Genomic DNA, 16,401 nt, shown 5'->3' with positions numbered 1-16,401 from the left:
TATTTCCTGTCAATAGCGAAAATTAGCTGGGGTTGGTAAAAGAGGACCCCAACTCAAAAAAGAAAACGTTTGCGTGAAGATAATAGCTTAGTTTTTATGGGGTCACACAATATCGGTTTTTAGGCTAAATGTCATTGCGGTTTAGCAAGATATTGTAGGTCCAATTCACAGAAACGAACCACGAGCTCGCAAACCGCAGCATAGAACCCAAACTCATCGACTTGGCGGCATTTCTCCGAAAATTGAGGTACCCAACTTAGCACATGGTGATCGAGAAACTCAGCCTGTTGCACAAAGGCATCTTCTAAATGAGCCTCTTTTTCCAATTCATTACTTTTAATGATCAAGTGCCCTAAAAAGTCGAGTTGGATTGCGATGTGATCGGCGGGCTCATTGAAGTTTTGTCCGATACTGACATTATGCTCGGCCAACAGTGCGGCCATTTTTTGTGCGGGTTCGCCATGTAACTGTTTGTTTTCAGTTAGATACACTGACGCATAAGGTAAGGCGCTACTTTTATCTGTGGCTAGAAAGGCTTGACAAAAATCGGCGGCAAGTTCCAGTTGAGCATCATTTCTATCTTTTAAACGATTGAGCGCCGTGATCATTTCGTCTACAGCTTGCTTTAACGCGGGGTTTTGTGCAAGACCGGTTAAAAATGACCGTATTTCTGGCGTATGGTAGTTGTCGAGTTCGCATTGTGCCAACTCTTGACTCAAAAGGCTCGACAGCCACCAATAAATTTCTGCGCGTTGCTCGTTAAACGCTTTAACTTCTTGCACCTTTTCAATCCGTTAATCTGTTTTGCATAGCTAAAGTGTAACTGAAACCGTCAAAACATAAAGCACGGAATACTGATTAAAAGGATTTTGCGTGCTGCAAACGATCACTGGTTGCTGACAGTTTCTTTCATCCAGTGCCACCACTGGCCAAGCTTCTCGTGCCAATAGAGCTCGGTTTGCTCTAGGTAACTGGCGCGGGGAGTGTATTTTGACCATGGCTGCTCAATGTCACGCTGTGCCATAAAATTGGTCGGGGCCGGTATAGGGTCTAAACCGACACGTTCAAACTCGATTAAGGATCGCTGCATATGGCTTGCAGAAGTCACCAACACCAAACTTTTTTGACGAACGAAACCGGCAGCTTGCTGTGCTTCCTCTGCAGTATCTTGGGCAGATTCTAACAGCACGATGTCCGACTTAGACACACCCAATGCAATTGCGACTTTGGCCATCATACGAGCATGGCTTGTATCTGTCCCACCAGAATAGCCCGATAAAATCAGTTTTGAACCTGGGTAAAGACGATGTATGGAGATACCTTCAGCTAAGCGCATTAATGCAGTACGAGATAACTCAGATACAGGGCTAATGGAATTGTCCACTACATGAGAGTGTCCTAATACCATGATGTAATCGATACTGTCGGCAGAGCCGGTAAACGACGTGTGTTGACGCTCCATAGGCATCAATAAAGAAGACGATACAGGGTAGTAAGAGACGCTGAATAACCCTGCTAATGCAGTGAAAATGACCATGCAACCGAATCGACGTCGGCGAGTAAACATGATCAGCGCCAAGCCAATAAACCCAAGGATTAACAAGGCTGGCAGTGGCATCAACAGTGAAGATATTATTTTTTTTGCTTCAAACATTCTAATGCAGTCCGAAAATTGCTCAGTTAGTTACAAAAACGAGGATTTCCTTTTTTCTCGCCCAATGAATGTGCCACAATAGGCTCAACTTAATTTTTGGAACATCATACTCTAAAAATGGTGAGTCACGATCGCAATTTCGACGATATCGCCCACAAATTTGCTAAAAATATTTACGGTTCTGAAAAAGGCGATATTCGTCAAGTCATACTGTGGCAAGATTTGTGCGATATTCTCACACATTTCCCTTCCTCTACTCTGAATATCTTAGATGCAGGAGGCGGGCTAGCGCAGATGTCTCAAAAACTGGCAAAGCAGGGTCATAATGTCTCCTTATGTGATGTGTCGCAAGAGATGCTCTCTTTAGCCAAAAAGGATATACACGCTAACGGATTGGATAAACAGTACCAGTATTTACACACTTCTGTACAACAACTTTCGCAGTTGTCTTTACCCAAATCTGACATCGTGTTGTTCCATGCTGTGATGGAATGGCTTGCTGATCCGGAAACTGCGCTAAAGTCTTTGCTCTCGGAGGTAGTGACTGGTGGGATCGTGTCTGTCATGTTTTATAATCATCACGGCTTAGTGTACAAAAATGTTGTGTGTGGCAACCTGCCTCATGTTTTGAAAGGAATGCCACATCGCAAACGATTTAAATTACAACCACAACGTGGGCTGCTTCCTGAAGAAGTCTATCAATGGATCGAGTCACAAGGCTTCAGCATTCTCGGTAAATCTGGGATACGTTGCTTTAGTGACTACATTGGCGATCGTGAGTACCTCGGTGATTACACCGATGATGACGTACTCGAGCTAGAGCAACAATTGTGTCGTAAAGAGCCGTATGTCTCGATGGGACGCTATATCCACGTGTGGGCAAAGAAACAATAGGAACTAAAATGAGTCATCATTTAGATTCAGCGGATGATCACTCGCTAGAAGGTGTGGTGGATTGGGTGCAGCAGCATGACTTTTCCGTCAATCTTACACCAGAGAAGCTGAGCTTTTTGATCGCTATCGCGCTGCTTAGCCAAGAAAAACTCGATGAAGAGTTAGGAGAAGGTGAGTTACACGATGCCTTCAAATTGGTCAGTGACCGTTTTAGCGATACCGGCGAATCCAGCGCTTTTCGAGCGAACAATGCCATTAACGACATGGTGAAGCAGCGCCTCATTAGTCGTTTTACCAGTGAACATTCAGAAGGAGCGGCAATCTATCGACTGTCGCCTCTTGCTGTGGGCATCACCGACTACTACCTGCGTCATCGGGCTTTTTCTAAGCTTAAGCTGTCTATCCAGCTCTCTTTAGTCTCTGCTGAGCTAAAAAAGGCCGCAGACAATGCAGTCCAAGCGGTGACTGAAGAAGACTGGCGAAAAGAGGTGTACGCCATTTTGAAGTATTCGGTCAACGAAATATTTGACCAAATAGATCTCAATCAGCGAGTCATGGATGAACAGCAAGGCGAAGTTAAAAACAAAATTGCCGAACTGCTTAATATTGATTGGCGCGAAGCCATTTCTGAGTGTGAAAAACTGCTCACCGAAACATCCGACAACCTCAACGAATTGCAGTCTTCGTTGCATGCTGTGGGTGATGAGTTGCAAACCTACCTCATGGACTTGCAAGACGCGGTCTATGCACAAGATGAACTGGATTATATTGGTAACCTACTGTTTGGATTACAAACTAAGTTGGATCGCATAGTAAACTGGGGCCAGCAGGCGATTGATTTATGGATTGGCTACGATAGGCACATTCATAAATACATTCGTACGGTTATCGATATGGATAAGAATCGCGCGTTCAGTCAACGACTGCGTGAATCTATACAAAATTTTGAATCTCTGCCGTGGCAATTGGTTGTGGCAGACGCTGAAAAGCTGCTCGATCTCCGTGACGAGTCTATGGTACTTCGCGATCAAGAGGTGACAGGTATGGTACCTCTTGAAGTAGAGTATCAAGAATACAGTCAAGTGAACGATCAGCTGTATACAGCCATCTCTAACAAGTTGAGTGCACATCAGCATCAACACCGTTCCATCGATCTTGGTCAGGTTTTAAAAGATTACCTGGCTGAACATCCCCACGCGCAACATTTCGATATCGCCAGAATGGTGGTCGATCAGGCCGTACGACTCGGATTCTCAGAGTCTGACTACGCGGCGATCCAACCTGAATGGCAATCTATAAACAATCGAGGCGCAAAGGTACAAGCAAATGTTATCAACAAATTCTGAATCAGCGCTAACTGAAAACTTAGCCAAAGCGCTGGCAAACTCTCTATTTCCAGCCCTCGACAGTGCCCTTCGTGCGGGTCGTCATATCTCAAGGGATGACCTCGACAATTACGCGCTGCTGTCAGACTACGAAATTGACTTAGGCACCTTTTATCGACGCTACAACTGTGAGTTGGTTCGCGCGCCAGAAGGTTTTTTCTATTTACGACCTCGTTCAACCAGTTTGATTGGTAAAAGCGTCATGTCTGAACTGGATATGTTGATTGGTAAGGTATTGTGTTTCTTGTATTTAAGCCCAGAAAGGCTTGCTCAAGAAGGCGTATTCAGTAACCAAGATCTTTATGATGAACTTCTCGCTATAGCTGACGAGAAAAGGCTAATGCGCTTTGTTGGCTTAAAGGCCACAGGGACCGACTTAGATCGCGAAAAACTGTTTGAAAAAGTGCGCGGCTCTCTTCGCCGACTCAAGCGTGTAGGCATGCTACTGCCTATTGGCGATACCAACAAGTTTAGTATCAGTGAAGCTTGCTTCCGCTTTGGCGCGGATGTTCGCTCTGGTGAAGACATTAAAGAAGCACAACTGCGCCTGATCCGAGATGGTGAAGCCGTTGTTGAGCCAAAGCACAGACAGGCATCGTTACTGGACGAGCAGACCGAAATAAACCATGACACAGAAACACATCAACAGCAGCTGGAAGGTGAAGCATGATTGAGCGCGGTAAATATCAATCGCTAACCATGATCAATTGGAACGGATTTTTTGCTCGTACCTTTGATATTGACAACTTAGTCACCACACTTTCCGGTGGTAACGGGGCGGGTAAATCCACCACAATGGCGTCATTTATTACAGCGCTCATTCCCGATCAGTCACTGCTCCACTTTAGAAACACCACAGAGGCAGGCAGTTCTAGCGCGTCTCGTGACAAAGGCCTCTACGGTAAATTGCAGCCTGGTGTCTGTTATTCGGTCCTTGAAGTGATCAACTCGCGCAATCAGCGTCTGCTTTTTGTGGTAAAACTGCAGCAAGTTGCTGGGCGCGATAAAAAGGTCGACATCAAACCGCTGCTTATTCAAGGATTGCCAAGTGCTATCAAACCTGCCGAGTTATTAACCGAGACCCTAGAAAACGGTCAGGCTCGAGTGCGTCAACTTAATGAATTAAAAGAGTTTGTTGCGAATATTGAAGGTGTGCAATTTAAAGCCTTTAACTCTATTGTGGATTACCATGCGCAAATGTTTGAGTTGGGCGCATTGCCCAAAAAGCTTCGCAACAGTAGCGATCGCTCAAAGTACTACAAGCTCATCGAAGCCTCTTTATACGGTGGTATTTCAAGCGCGATTACGCGTTCTTTGCGCGACTATTTGTTGCCGCAAAATGGTGGGGTTAAAAAAGCGTTCCAAGACATGGAAACAGCGCTGCGGGAAAACCGAGCCACGCTAGAAGCGATCAATACAACCCAGCGAGATCGAGATCTGTTCAAACATCTACTGACAGAATCTACTAATTATGTAGCGGCGGACTACATGCGCCATGCTAATGAGCGTTCGCAGAAAATTGAACAGGTGCTTATACATCGTCAAGCTGTGATGTCTCAAAAGGGTGATTTGATCAGCCGAAACGATTTGTTGAATAAGGTCACTCAAGAGCTCAGCGACATGGCTGAGCAAGAGCGTTTTATAGAGCAAGATCTTCAGTCTGCCAGTGACCACTTGCAATTGATGCAAACCGCGCTTCGCCAACAAGAAAAGATACATCGTTATCAAGATGATCTCGAAGAGCTCAGCGAGCGTTTAGAAGAGCAGATGATGGTTGTTGAAGAAGCGCAAGAGCTTCTTTACTCTCAGGAAGAGCAGCTTGAACTGAGTGAAAGCGAAGTCGACTCGCTAAAAACGCAACTTGCTGATTATCAACAAGCTCTCGATATCCAGCAAACTCGTGCTCTGCAGTTTCAACAGGCCATAGAGGCGTTAAATAAAGCCAGTGATTTGCTCGAGCGTGACCTCTTGGACTTAGACGAGGTTACTGAGCTTTCAAAACAATACAAAGACCAAGAAGCACAAGTTACTGAGCAGTTGTTGGCGGTGAGACATAAGCTCGACATTAGCCAAGCTGCGCAGCAACAATTTGAACAGGCATTTGAGCTAGTCAATAGCATTGCACCAAATACCGCCCGAATCGACGCTCACGAAGTGGCGAATCAACTATTACAAAAAGCCCAAGACGGACAGACGGCGCTGAGTCAACGCTCGCATTGGCAGTCTCAGCAAAAAGATGTTTTACAGCGCATAGCAACGGCAAACAAAGCGCAGCAGTTGCTTGAGAAACTCGCCAAAGAGTATCAACTTCAGATTTCGCAATCGTCGGATTTGGAGTTGGAAAAAGAGCAGCAACGAGAAGTGCAGTATTCGGCAGAAGAGCAGTTAGAATCGGCCCGTGAAGAGCGGGCAGAACTCGAGCAAAAACGCCAAACACTGCAAGCTGAGGTTAAGCGATATCAATCCTTGGCACCAAAATGGATCCAAGCAAACGATGCTCTGTATTCACTCAATCAGCAAATTGAGACACCGATGGCCGATGCCAACGCCGTCATGCAAACCATGCAATGGGCGATGGAACAGCAGCAAGACAATGCTCAATCTAAGTTAACGCTTCAAGCGCGCCGTACACAATTGGATACCTCAATTGAACAGCTAGGCGCGGCAGGTGGTGCCAACGATGCAAGGTTAAAGCAAATTGCAGATTCTGTCGGTGGCGTTTTACTGTCTGAAATCTATGACGATATTGCCATTGAAGATGCTCCGTATTTCAGCGCGATGTATGGTCCTGCACGAAATGCCATTGTCGTCTCCAACTTAGACGGTATTGCAGAGAAGCTGCAAGAGTTTGATGACTGTCCTGACGATGTATACCTGCTAGAAGGTGATGTTGATGCCTTTGATGACAGCGGTTTTGCGGTCGAAGAGTTGGAAGGTGCAGTGTGTGTTCAAGTCGCTTCTTCACAATTGCGCTATTCTCGTTTCCCGGCCATTCCAATATTTGGTCGAGCAGCTCGTGATGCGCGATTAGAGCAGCTTCGTGACGAGCGTGAGCAAGTGCAAGAAGCTCACGCAATCGCCTCGTTTGATGAGCAGAAATACCAGCGTCTATGTGCAAGCTTTAATCAATTTGTGGCCGAGCATGTTCAAGTCGCGTTTGAAGACGACCCTGAGCAAGCGATTATGGAGTTAAATCGAGAGCTTAATACCGTGCAGCGTCGACTCGAAGAGCAAAGCACTGTTCAATCAAACTGCAAAGGTGCTATAGAGCGAGCTTCTCAAGTAGTTAGATTGCTAGACCAACTTGCCCCTATTTTTGACAGTGAAGACCGAGCGCTTCTCGCACAGCGCGAGCAAGAAATAGCCGAACAGTTACAGACTGTGAGCGAACAGATTCGGTTTGTAGAGACGCATGGACTATCCATTAGCAAACTCAAACCACTGGTGGGCTCATTAAGCGTTGATCCCGAACTGTTTGACGAACAACAAACACTTGCCAATTCGCTAGACAGTGAGTTGAAAAAAACCAAAAGCGTGCTGTTTGCGTTATCCGATATTTTGGAGCGCCGCGCGCACTTTGGCTATTCAGACTCAGTAGAGCTTCTAGACAAAGAAAGTGAAATGAGTGAGCAGCTCAAGCGAAAATTGGCGCAAGCAGAGCATAATCGCTCTCAAGCTCGTGAAGGACAAAAACAGCAGCAGCAGCGCTGTTCAGAGTCGAACCAAATCTTGGCATCACTGAAAAGTGCTCATCAAGCGAAGCAAGAAACCCTGCAAGAGTTTAAACAAGAAATTGCGCATATTGGCATTGTGGTTGATGAACACAGTTTGACCCAAGCCGAATCGCGTAAGCACCAGTTGGCAGAGCAGTTAACCACTTACCGACAACGCAAGAGCGAACTAGAGCGTACATCGACAGCCACAGAGCTAGAGTTGAAATCTTTGGTGAAATCATTGAAGAAAGCTCAAGCCGACTATCAGCAATTGCGCACTTACGTTGTGAATGCAAAAGCCGGGTGGTGCAGTGTGCTTAAACTGGCCAAACAGCACGATGTAGAACGCCGCTTACACAAACGTGAGTTGGCTTATTTATCTGAAGCAGACTTGCGCTCGATGTCTGATAAATCATTGGGTGCCCTGCGTTTGGCAGTAGCGAACGAAGATGACCTAAGAGATTCGTTACGTGCGTCCGAAGATACGGGCCATCCTGAACGTAAAGTGTTGTTTTACATCAGCGTGTATCAGTATCTACGCCAACGTATCCGTCAGGACATTATCCATACCGATGATCCTGTTGAAGCCATTGAAGAGATGGAGATCGAACTTGCCCGCCTAACCGAAGAACTTAACCAGCGTGAGCAGCGCTTGGCGATCAGTTCAGAGTCGGTGGCAACCATCATTAAAAAGACCATTCAACGCGAGCAAAATCGCATTCGAATGCTAAACCAAGGCTTGTCGAACATTGCCTTTGGGCAAGTTAAAGGTGTTCGATTGAATGTGTCGATTCGAGAGTCGCATCAATCTTTGCTAAAGGGGTTGTACGATAGCGAGAACCTTCATAGTGATCTGTTTGAAAATGCTCGGTTCACCTTCTCTGAAGCGATGGCTAAGCTGTTCCAACGCGTCAATCCGCATGTGGATGTAGGTCAACGTTCTCCACAGGTGTTGGGTGAAGAACTATTAGACTACCGTAACTATCTAGAGCTCAGTGTCGAAGTTAATCGTGGTACCGACGGGTGGCTACAGGCCGAATCTGGCGCCTTGTCAACGGGTGAAGCCATTGGTACAGGTCAATCGATTCTATTGATGGTCGTTCAGAGCTGGGAAGAAGAGTCTCGCCGACTGCGCAGTAAAGATATTTTGCCATGTCGTTTGCTGTTCTTAGATGAAGCGGCTCGATTGGATGCCAAATCCATTGCGACATTATTTGAGTTGTGTCACCGCCTCAATATGCAGCTATTGATTGCGGCGCCAGAGAACATCAGCCCTGATAAAGGCACAACCTACAAACTGGTGCGAAAAGTATTTAAAGATCACGAACATGTTCATGTGGTGGGTCTAAAGGGCTTTGCGCAAATTGGGGATAGCTCCCATCTTCCTGAAGAGGAAAATGTGGCAGACCCAGTTTAAAGGTTTTGAAAGTAATAAAAGGGCTGAAGATTATTTCTTCAGCCTTTTTTTGTATCTCACGCTTTGATGGCGTTTAGCGCGTCTAGAACATGCTCAAACTCAAAATGATATCCGATAGATAGGAGTTTACCGGCGCTGACTCGTTTGGCCGGTTTGTTGGATACAGTGGGTAGCGGTAGGTCGATGTCCGCAGCATCAACCGCAGCCTGATAGAACTCTGCTTTAGAACAGGTGTTCGGGGTGGTGATGTTTATTGTTTCGCCGCGCCTATGGGGATGCGTGGTTAGCCAATTGATGCAATGTGTGATTGCACCAATCACATCGTTTAAATGCACCATGTTCACTGGCGCAGCTTGGCTCACAGTGGATAGTTTAGCCACAAAACGCGATGGATGACGATTGGGACCTATAAGGCCAGTACTTCGTAAAATTAAGTAGCGGTAAGAGGATTCAATAATTAGCTGCTCTGTTGCGAGCAGTTTCATCGACTTGTCAGAAAACCCATTCACACCTGTTGCCGTGTGCACATTGGCATCTTGTTCAGTGGCGACATCAAGACAGTCGGGGTAAACAGCGCTTGAGCTCACCATCACCACTATTGGGTTATGGCACTGCTTTGCTAATACTAAAACCTTCTTCCAACACTCCATGTACGGGTTTAGGTCTTTATCGTCAGCGGATAAATGCCTGTACCCTGGAGGAAAGCATCCAACAATGACGTCAGGGTTAAAGCTTGCAACGCTTTGTAATGCCTCAGCAGGGAGATCTTCCAGTAAGTTTAGAGGTATTGAATGAGCAGTAGAAGGGGGACGCGAACGATGGGTGGCTAGGACTTGCTGGCCAAGTGCGGCGAAATGATTGGCCAGAGGATCCCCTAACCAACCTGCACCTATAACTAGTACTTTAGACATAGATCTTTAGATTTTTGTACTCAGCACGCGCAATACTTTATCAGCATGTTCTGCAACTTCGATCCCTTCGTCGGTCAAGTAACCACCATCAATTTGGGTACATAGCCCTTTCTCAAAAAGGCTTTTTGCGGCGCTTTGCAACTCTTGTGCAGCGTCTGAATGCACTTTAATCCCTGTGGCAGCGCTGCTTACGTCAAATTGGCGCAGTAGATTAAGCTCTGCTAAATGCTCAGGTGTATATTTCATAGTGGTTTTCCTTTTTGTAAATACTTCGCTGACAGTACTGTTTTATTGGTCTGAAATCAGTGGAGCGAGTCACAATAACTCACTAATACAAACTTATGAAAACGGTTATCCACATAAATTGTGGATAAGTTGCTCAATGGAAAATTATTTCCACGTTTAGATTAACTGTAAACAGATTAAATGGGTTACAAAACATCCATGTGGAAAGAATGTGCCACATTTTGTTTCGTCTTTTTGACAGCATAAACTAAAATTACACTTTACGTTTTGTTACACACTCTAACTGTAGGTTACAGCAAGCTATGAGCAAATCTGAGCACGTCTCTCCAGCCGAGACAAAGTCATTAGAATGGCGGGCTTTCTTTTTTATCGCCGTTGTCCTGTTTCCAATACTTAGCGTTGTCCTCGTTGGCGGCTACGGCTTTGTAATTTGGATGCTGCAAGTTTTTGTTTACGGTCCACCAGGGGCGCACGGCCCTCTGGGGTAAATGTCAGTTTTTAACTTCAACACGTTGGATGTCTTGCCAGCGTACAACCATATTGATGTGAGATCGAAATACTATGCTAGCTCTTATTAAGAAACTTTGGGCAACTATGAGACGCCCAGCAGTGCATATTAGCTTAGGCGTGCTAACGCTTGGTGGCTTTATCGCTGGGGTGCTGTTCTGGGGTGGGTTTAACACCGCAATGGAACTCAGCAATACCGAAAAGTTTTGTGTAAGTTGTCATACCATGCGAGACAATGTGTACCAAGAATTGCAGCACACACCACACTGGAAAAATACCTCCGGTGTACGCGCTACTTGTCCCGACTGCCACGTCCCTCATGAATGGACTGCAAAAGTGGCCCGTAAAATCCAAGCATCTAAAGAAGTATTTGCGCAAATTTTCGGTGATCTTGATACCCCTGAAAAATTTGAAGCACGACGATTAGACCTCGCAATGCACGAATGGGACCGATTCTCTTCGAACGGATCGTTAGAGTGTAAAAACTGTCACAACTACGACTCAATGGACTTTGAGTCAATGAGGCCAACAGCCCGCTTACAAATGAAAAGTGCCGCTGAGCGCGATCAAAGTTGTGTAGATTGTCATAAAGGCATTGCTCACAAGTTGCCAGCAAACATGGAAGCTGCGAGCGGGATCGTGGGTGAGCTAGAACAAATTGCAAGTGCCACCTCTTACAGTGCCGGAAACAGCTATGTATCGGTGCGCCATGTTCCAATGTATGAAGACGCGGGTCTTACTAAGGAAGCGGGGCTGCTCAACCCAGCATCCGAAGTCAAAGTATTGGAAGTGGATGGTGATTCACTGAAAATTGAACTAGCAGGGTGGCGTAAACTAAAAGGCTTTGGACGAGTATTCCAAGAAGATTTTGGTATGAACATTGCCGTCGGTTCTTTGCTTAAAGAATCTGCTGAAAACGATCAAATTGTTGAAGGCTTCGAGGAAAAAGAAGATGATCTAACGGGTCTTCCTTGGCAGCGCGTGACCGCGACAGTGTACCTAAAAGCAGAAGCGCTAATAGAAGGCTATCAACCTATTTGGGACCGAGCTGGCGAATCTTACAAAACCAACTGCTCAACCTGTCACACCCAACCTGCACCCGCGCACTTTAGCACTAACAGTTGGCCAGGGATGTTTAATGGTATGTCCGCATTCGTGAATTTTGATACCGATACCGAAGCATTGGTACTGAAATACCTTCAGAAACATTCATCTGACTTTTCAGATGACCACCACTAGATCTTGATGGGAGTAAAACGATGTCACTAAGTAGAAGAAGCTTTCTGAAAGGTGTAGCAACAACCAGTGCCGCCACGCTGATTGGCCCAAGTTTAATTGGGTCTGCGTTAGCCGAGACTAGCGTAACCGACGGCGTATGGAAAACGTCAGGATCTCACTGGGGTGCATTTCGTGCCCGTGTTTGGGCCGGTAAAGTACAAGAAATTAAACCATTAGAGTTGGATAAGCACCCAACAGACATGCTCAATGGTATTAAAGGCATAATTTACAGCCCTTCGCGCATTCGTTATCCGATGGTGCGTTTAGACTGGCTTAAAAAGCACAAATACGCCGCGGACAGTCGCGGGAACAATCGTTTTGTGCGCGTCACCTGGGATGAGGCGTTAGACCTATTTTACAGAGAGCTAGAAAGGGTTCAAAAAGACTATGGCCCTTGGGCGCTGCATGCTGGACAAACAGGTTGGCGTCAAACCGGTCAGTTCCACAGCTGTAATAACCATATGCAACGAGCTGTTGGCCTACACGGGTATTCTGTCAAAAAAGTTGGCGATTATTCAACCGGCGCAGGGCAGACGATTTTGCCTTATGTACTAGGCTCTACGGAGGTTTATGCACAAGGTACTTCGTGGGAGTTGATCCTAGAGAACAGTGACAACATCATCATTTGGGCAAACGATCCGGTTAAAAATCTACAAGTAGGCTGGACCTGTGAAACGCACGAAAGTTTTGAGTATTTAGAGCAACTAAAACAAAAAGTGGCAGAGAAAAAGATCAACGTTATTTCAGTTGATCCCGTTAAAAATAAAACTCAACGCTTCCTTGAGAACGAGCACTTGTATGTGAACCCGCAAACTGATGTGTCATTTATGCTGGCCATTGCGCATACTTTGTATACAGAGGATCTGCACGACAAAGAGTTTATAGAAACCTACTGCTTAGGCTTTGACGCGTTTGTGCCTTATCTTATGGGTGAAACCAAAGATAAAGTGGAGAAAACGCCAGAGTGGGCGTCGGAGATCTGCGGTGTCGCGCCAGATAAAATTCGCGATTTTGCTCGCATGTTGGTTAATGGGCGTACTCAGTTACTGTTTGGTTGGTGTATTCAAAGACAAGAGCACGGCGAACAGCCCTATTGGATGGGCGCCGTTATTGCCGCGATGGTTGGTCAAATTGGTCTTCCAGGAGGCGGCGTCTCTTACGGCCACCACTATTCAGGGATTGGGGTATCTTCAACGGGTTTTGGCGCGCCAGGTGCCTTTCCACTAAACATCGATACTGGGCAAGAGCCTAAGCATACCAATAAAAACTTTGACCGATACAGCAGCGTCATACCTGTTGCTCGATGGGTCGATTCGTTGCTGGAGCCAGGAAAGCAGATCCAATCCAATGGTTCTAAAGTCACGTTACCCGATATCAAGATGATGGTTTTCAGCGGCAACAACCCTTGGCACCACCACCAAGACAGAAACCGCATGCGTGAAGCATTTAAGAAACTGCAAACCGTTGTCGCCATCGATTTCGCTTGGACAGCGACCTGTCGTCACGCTGATATCGTATTGCCTGCGTGTACGCAGTTTGAACGTAACGATATTGATGGATACGGTGCTTACTCTGGCCGCGGACTCATTGCCATGCACAAGCTTGTGGACCCATTGTTTCAGTCGAAAACGGATTTCGAGATAATGACTGAGCTTACAAAACGCTGGGGTCGCGATAAGGACTACACACGTGGAATGGGTGAAATGGAGTGGGTTAAATCACTCTATGACGACTGTAAAGCAGGCAACCCAAACTTTGATATGCCCGAGTTTGAAGAGTTTTGGGAGAAAGGGCACTTAGACTTTGGAAAAGGCAAACCGTGGACGCGCCATGCAGCGTTCCGAGAAGATCCTGAAATTAACGCGCTGGGCACACCATCAGGCTTTATCGAGATAAGCAGTCGTAAAATTGGACGATTTGGATACGAACATTGCCAAGAACACCCTATGTGGTTTGAAAAATCAGAGCGCTCTCATGGTGGTCCTGGCTCCGACAAGTTCCCATTTTGGCTTCAGTCTTGTCACCCAGACAAGCGCCTGCACTCACAAATGTGTGAATCAGAAGAGTATCGTGCAACCTATGCAGTCCAAGGACGTGAGCCTATTTACATCAACCCAAGCGATGCAAAATCGAAAGGGATTAAAGATGGCGATCTAGTCCGAGTGTTTAATGACCGTGGACAATTACTCGCGGGCGCCGTGTTAGATGAAGGTTACGCACCTGGTGTAGTACGAATTGAAGAAGGCGCATGGTATGGACCTGTGAACGAGAAAATAGGGGCGCTGGATACTTACGGCGATCCCAATACGCTGACCCAAGACATCCCGTCGTCTGAGCTGGCACAAGCAACATCGGCAAACACCTGTTTGGTGCAGTTTGAGAAGTTCAAGGGTGAAGCGCCACCGGTCACAAGCTTTGGTGGGCCGATAGAAGTATCGTAAACTCTAGGGACAAAACGGAAAAAGCTTCGCCTTGGCGAAGCTTTTTTGCATCTACTGGAAACGCAAAAAATGAAGCGTTTATCTAGCGCTACTTAGTACAGGTATGTTTTTACTTGATAGCGAACATCGACCCAAAGTTAAAACACTGGAACCAAACCTCTGCGCTACTAAAGCCTATTTCTGCAAAACGCTGTTTGTGCTGGGCAATTGAGTCTGGACGCATCACATCCTCAATGGCGGAACGTTTTTGGCTAATTTCTAGTTCGCTGTATCCGTTAGCACGCTTAAAGTCATGGTGTAAATCGATAAGCAGTTCATGGGACGGGTTATCGTCAAACACATACTTCTCGGACACGATGAGTACGCCACCAGGGTTAAGGCCTTGATGAATTTTCTCTAGTAGGGCAAAACGATCGTCTGGAGACAAAAACTGCAGAGTAAAATTAAGCACAACCATAGAGGCGTTGTGGATCTCTATGTTACGAATGTCAGCTTCGATAACTTCTACAGACGTGGGTGAGCGATAAGCGTCAACGTGGAGCTTGCATCGTTCAACCATGGCAGAAGAATTATCCACTGCAATTATCTTCGCACCTTCAACAGAGTCGATATGTCGACGAATCGATAGCGTTGCCGCACCCAGTGAACAGCCTAAATCGTACACGTTACTGATTGGTGTAACAAAGCGCTCTGCGAGCATACCAATAGCCGAAATGATGTTGCTGTATCCAGGGACAGAACGTTGGATCATATCTGGAAAGACTTCGGCTACGCGAGCGTCAAAGGTAAAATCACCAATCTTATCGATGGGTGCTGAAAATATCGTATCTTTTTTCATAATGGTGGAGGTGTAGTAATAACTGCGAGATTGTAGGCGATAGCACGGTCATTGTCACATTGGTTCGCTTATAAATTAACCTAAAGGCCCCCTATTTTAATCAAGTGCTTAATATTGATTAATTTTTATGGTTGGTTACCTTTTTTTATATGGCTAGAATGATTGAGCTAAGGAAGCAAATTGTCACGGACCGACAACTCAGTTAATCATCTCAATCTTTAGGTTTGCTATTCGCGGTTGTGTCCATGACAGAAATTACATCATCTGAAAACCATACCATTTCTGGCCACTCCGACGCGGTACTTACACGCAATCAAGTTTTTCTCGAAGACTTTGTCGCAAGTCCTTATAATCGCATTGTGGTGATGGGGAATGTCGTGACGCGTCGCCGTCGACCGCATCGTCAAGGGTACATAACTAACTACTACCTTAATGGACGCCGAGTCTCATTAGATGCTTTGCGAGTTTTCTTTGCAAAACCGTTGCCCGAGCTCACAGTATACCAAGTTGAACTTAATCAGTTGTGCGGCGCGCTACGTACAGAAGTCATCGCTGAACATTTACCTCAGCGCGATAAATCTGATCGCTCTTGGAGCACAGAAAAAGTCATTGATAATGATCGTGTGACTAAAATAGTGGATGTCGCCAACGGCAACAAAGTAACCTTTAAGCTCAATGGTCGTACAATCACCCTCTCGAAGTTAAAAGAGCACTTCTGCTATGGAGAGCTCTATGAAGAGATCCATGACTTTTCTTACCAAGCTACCAAAATGACTCAAGTGACAGAAGAAGAACCTCTTCACTTAGACGCTTCAGATGTGACAATCATTGAGACAAAGCAAAAACAACCTAAAGCAGCAGAAAATACCTTTCCAGGCTTTTGGAAGGTGGTTGAATATGTAGCACCCTATCTCGCTTGTGCCGGTATTTTTGTGTTGATGGGCAAAATGTATCACGGCGTTTAAGCGCCACCTAGCTAATCGAATATGCATGATTTTCTGCATTTCGCTGCTTTTGTATACGAAAACGCGTTTTCCCTATAAAAACTATTTAAGTTAGTCGATTTTCTTTCCATTTTTGCGTATAAAGACCATTCTTCTGCCAGTTATTTGGCAGT

At 45.9% G+C, this 16,401-nt stretch carries 13 protein-coding genes; 8 read left to right on the top strand and 5 right to left on the bottom strand.

The window, feature by feature from the left end; all coding sequences use genetic code 11:
- Window positions 1-131 precede the first annotated feature (131 nt).
- Together torD and elyC are read right to left on the bottom strand one after the other, a co-directional pair.
- Complete coding sequence (gene torD / locus JQC93_RS07080; RefSeq protein ID WP_205157764.1) at window positions 132-782, bottom strand: molecular chaperone TorD; 651 nt, start codon at window positions 780-782, stop codon at window positions 132-134.
- A gap of 104 nt (window positions 783-886) precedes the next feature.
- On the bottom strand, window positions 887-1,654 hold the full coding sequence (gene elyC / locus JQC93_RS07075; protein WP_205157763.1) for an envelope biogenesis factor ElyC: 768 nt from the start codon (window positions 1,652-1,654) through the stop codon (window positions 887-889).
- Window positions 1,655-1,774: 120 nt separating this feature from the next.
- Between elyC and cmoM the strand changes: the two genes are divergently transcribed.
- From cmoM to mukB, 4 genes are read left to right on the top strand one after another with little or no spacing between them, the layout of a single operon-like run.
- Window positions 1,775-2,548, top strand: coding sequence for a tRNA uridine 5-oxyacetic acid(34) methyltransferase CmoM (gene cmoM / locus JQC93_RS07070; protein WP_205158031.1), 774 nt, complete (start codon window positions 1,775-1,777; stop codon window positions 2,546-2,548).
- A gap of 8 nt (window positions 2,549-2,556) precedes the next feature.
- Window positions 2,557-3,894 carry a chromosome partition protein MukF gene (gene mukF, locus JQC93_RS07065; RefSeq protein WP_205157762.1) on the top strand — a complete coding sequence of 446 codons (1,338 nt, stop codon included), beginning with the start codon at window positions 2,557-2,559 and terminating at the stop codon, window positions 3,892-3,894.
- Window positions 3,875-4,603: a chromosome partition protein MukE gene (gene mukE / locus JQC93_RS07060; RefSeq protein ID WP_084887413.1), complete on the top strand. Its 729-nt coding sequence runs from the start codon at window positions 3,875-3,877 to the stop codon at window positions 4,601-4,603. The genes mukF and mukE overlap by 20 nt, the downstream gene beginning before the upstream one ends.
- On the top strand, window positions 4,600-9,063 hold the full coding sequence (mukB, locus tag JQC93_RS07055; RefSeq protein ID WP_205157761.1) for a chromosome partition protein MukB: 4,464 nt from the start codon (window positions 4,600-4,602) through the stop codon (window positions 9,061-9,063). Before mukE ends, mukB begins: the two co-directional genes overlap by 4 nt.
- 56 nt (window positions 9,064-9,119) lie before the next feature.
- Here mukB and JQC93_RS07050 read toward each other — a convergent pair whose 3' ends face one another.
- Complete coding sequence (locus JQC93_RS07050; protein WP_205157760.1) at window positions 9,120-9,974, bottom strand: NAD-dependent epimerase/dehydratase family protein; 855 nt, start codon at window positions 9,972-9,974, stop codon at window positions 9,120-9,122.
- A gap of 6 nt (window positions 9,975-9,980) precedes the next feature.
- The gene (locus tag JQC93_RS07045) at window positions 9,981-10,220 is read right to left on the bottom strand and encodes a TIGR02647 family protein (protein ID WP_205157759.1); all 240 of its coding nucleotides are present in this window, start codon (window positions 10,218-10,220) and stop codon (window positions 9,981-9,983) included.
- A gap of 302 nt (window positions 10,221-10,522) precedes the next feature.
- Between JQC93_RS07045 and torE the strand changes: the two genes are divergently transcribed.
- From torE to torA, 3 genes are all read left to right on the top strand, one after another.
- Window positions 10,523-10,708, top strand: coding sequence for a trimethylamine N-oxide reductase system protein TorE (gene torE, locus JQC93_RS07040; protein WP_205157758.1), 186 nt, complete (start codon window positions 10,523-10,525; stop codon window positions 10,706-10,708).
- Window positions 10,709-10,781: 73 nt separating this feature from the next.
- On the top strand, window positions 10,782-11,966 hold the full coding sequence (gene torC / locus JQC93_RS07035; RefSeq protein ID WP_205157757.1) for a pentaheme c-type cytochrome TorC: 1,185 nt from the start codon (window positions 10,782-10,784) through the stop codon (window positions 11,964-11,966).
- A 20-nt stretch (window positions 11,967-11,986) separates the two neighbouring features.
- On the top strand, window positions 11,987-14,446 hold the full coding sequence (gene torA / locus JQC93_RS07030) for a trimethylamine-N-oxide reductase TorA (RefSeq protein ID WP_205157756.1): 2,460 nt from the start codon (window positions 11,987-11,989) through the stop codon (window positions 14,444-14,446).
- Between the two features lie 109 nt (window positions 14,447-14,555).
- On the opposite strand, the gene cmoA is transcribed toward torA, so the two are convergent.
- On the bottom strand, window positions 14,556-15,284 hold the full coding sequence (cmoA, locus tag JQC93_RS07025) for a carboxy-S-adenosyl-L-methionine synthase CmoA (protein WP_205157755.1): 729 nt from the start codon (window positions 15,282-15,284) through the stop codon (window positions 14,556-14,558).
- Window positions 15,285-15,529: 245 nt separating this feature from the next.
- Between cmoA and JQC93_RS07020 the strand changes: the two genes are divergently transcribed.
- Window positions 15,530-16,249 (top strand): hypothetical protein, encoded by a 720-nt coding sequence (locus JQC93_RS07020; protein WP_205157754.1) that lies wholly within the window; start codon window positions 15,530-15,532, stop codon window positions 16,247-16,249.
- The last annotated feature ends 152 nt before the right edge of the window (window positions 16,250-16,401 follow it).

The organism is Vibrio ulleungensis (assembly GCF_016900875.1).
GTDB lineage: Bacteria > Pseudomonadota > Gammaproteobacteria > Enterobacterales > Vibrionaceae > Vibrio > Vibrio ulleungensis.
Note: the sequence above shows the minus strand (reverse complement) of the source record. Positions and strands in the feature narration are given on the sequence as shown.

Bases quoted from the DNA above. Each gene is read 5' to 3' on its own strand.
- JQC93_RS07050 (WP_205157760.1), bottom strand. From the start codon at position 9,974: ATGTCTAAAGTACTAGTTATAGGTGCAGGTTGGTTAGGGGATCCTCTG.
- cmoA (WP_205157755.1), bottom strand. From the start codon at position 15,284: ATGAAAAAAGATACGATATTTTCAGCACCCATCGATAAGATTGGTGAT.
- torA (WP_205157756.1), top strand. From the start codon at position 11,987: ATGTCACTAAGTAGAAGAAGCTTTCTGAAAGGTGTAGCAACAACCAGT.
- mukF (WP_205157762.1), top strand. From the start codon at position 2,557: ATGAGTCATCATTTAGATTCAGCGGATGATCACTCGCTAGAAGGTGTG.
- JQC93_RS07045 (WP_205157759.1), bottom strand. From the start codon at position 10,220: ATGAAATATACACCTGAGCATTTAGCAGAGCTTAATCTACTGCGCCAA.
- mukE (WP_084887413.1), top strand. From the start codon at position 3,875: ATGTTATCAACAAATTCTGAATCAGCGCTAACTGAAAACTTAGCCAAA.
- torE (WP_205157758.1), top strand. From the start codon at position 10,523: ATGAGCAAATCTGAGCACGTCTCTCCAGCCGAGACAAAGTCATTAGAA.
- JQC93_RS07020 (WP_205157754.1), top strand. From the start codon at position 15,530: ATGACAGAAATTACATCATCTGAAAACCATACCATTTCTGGCCACTCC.
- torC (WP_205157757.1), top strand. From the start codon at position 10,782: ATGCTAGCTCTTATTAAGAAACTTTGGGCAACTATGAGACGCCCAGCA.
- elyC (WP_205157763.1), bottom strand. From the start codon at position 1,654: ATGTTTGAAGCAAAAAAAATAATATCTTCACTGTTGATGCCACTGCCA.
- mukB (WP_205157761.1), top strand. From the start codon at position 4,600: ATGATTGAGCGCGGTAAATATCAATCGCTAACCATGATCAATTGGAAC.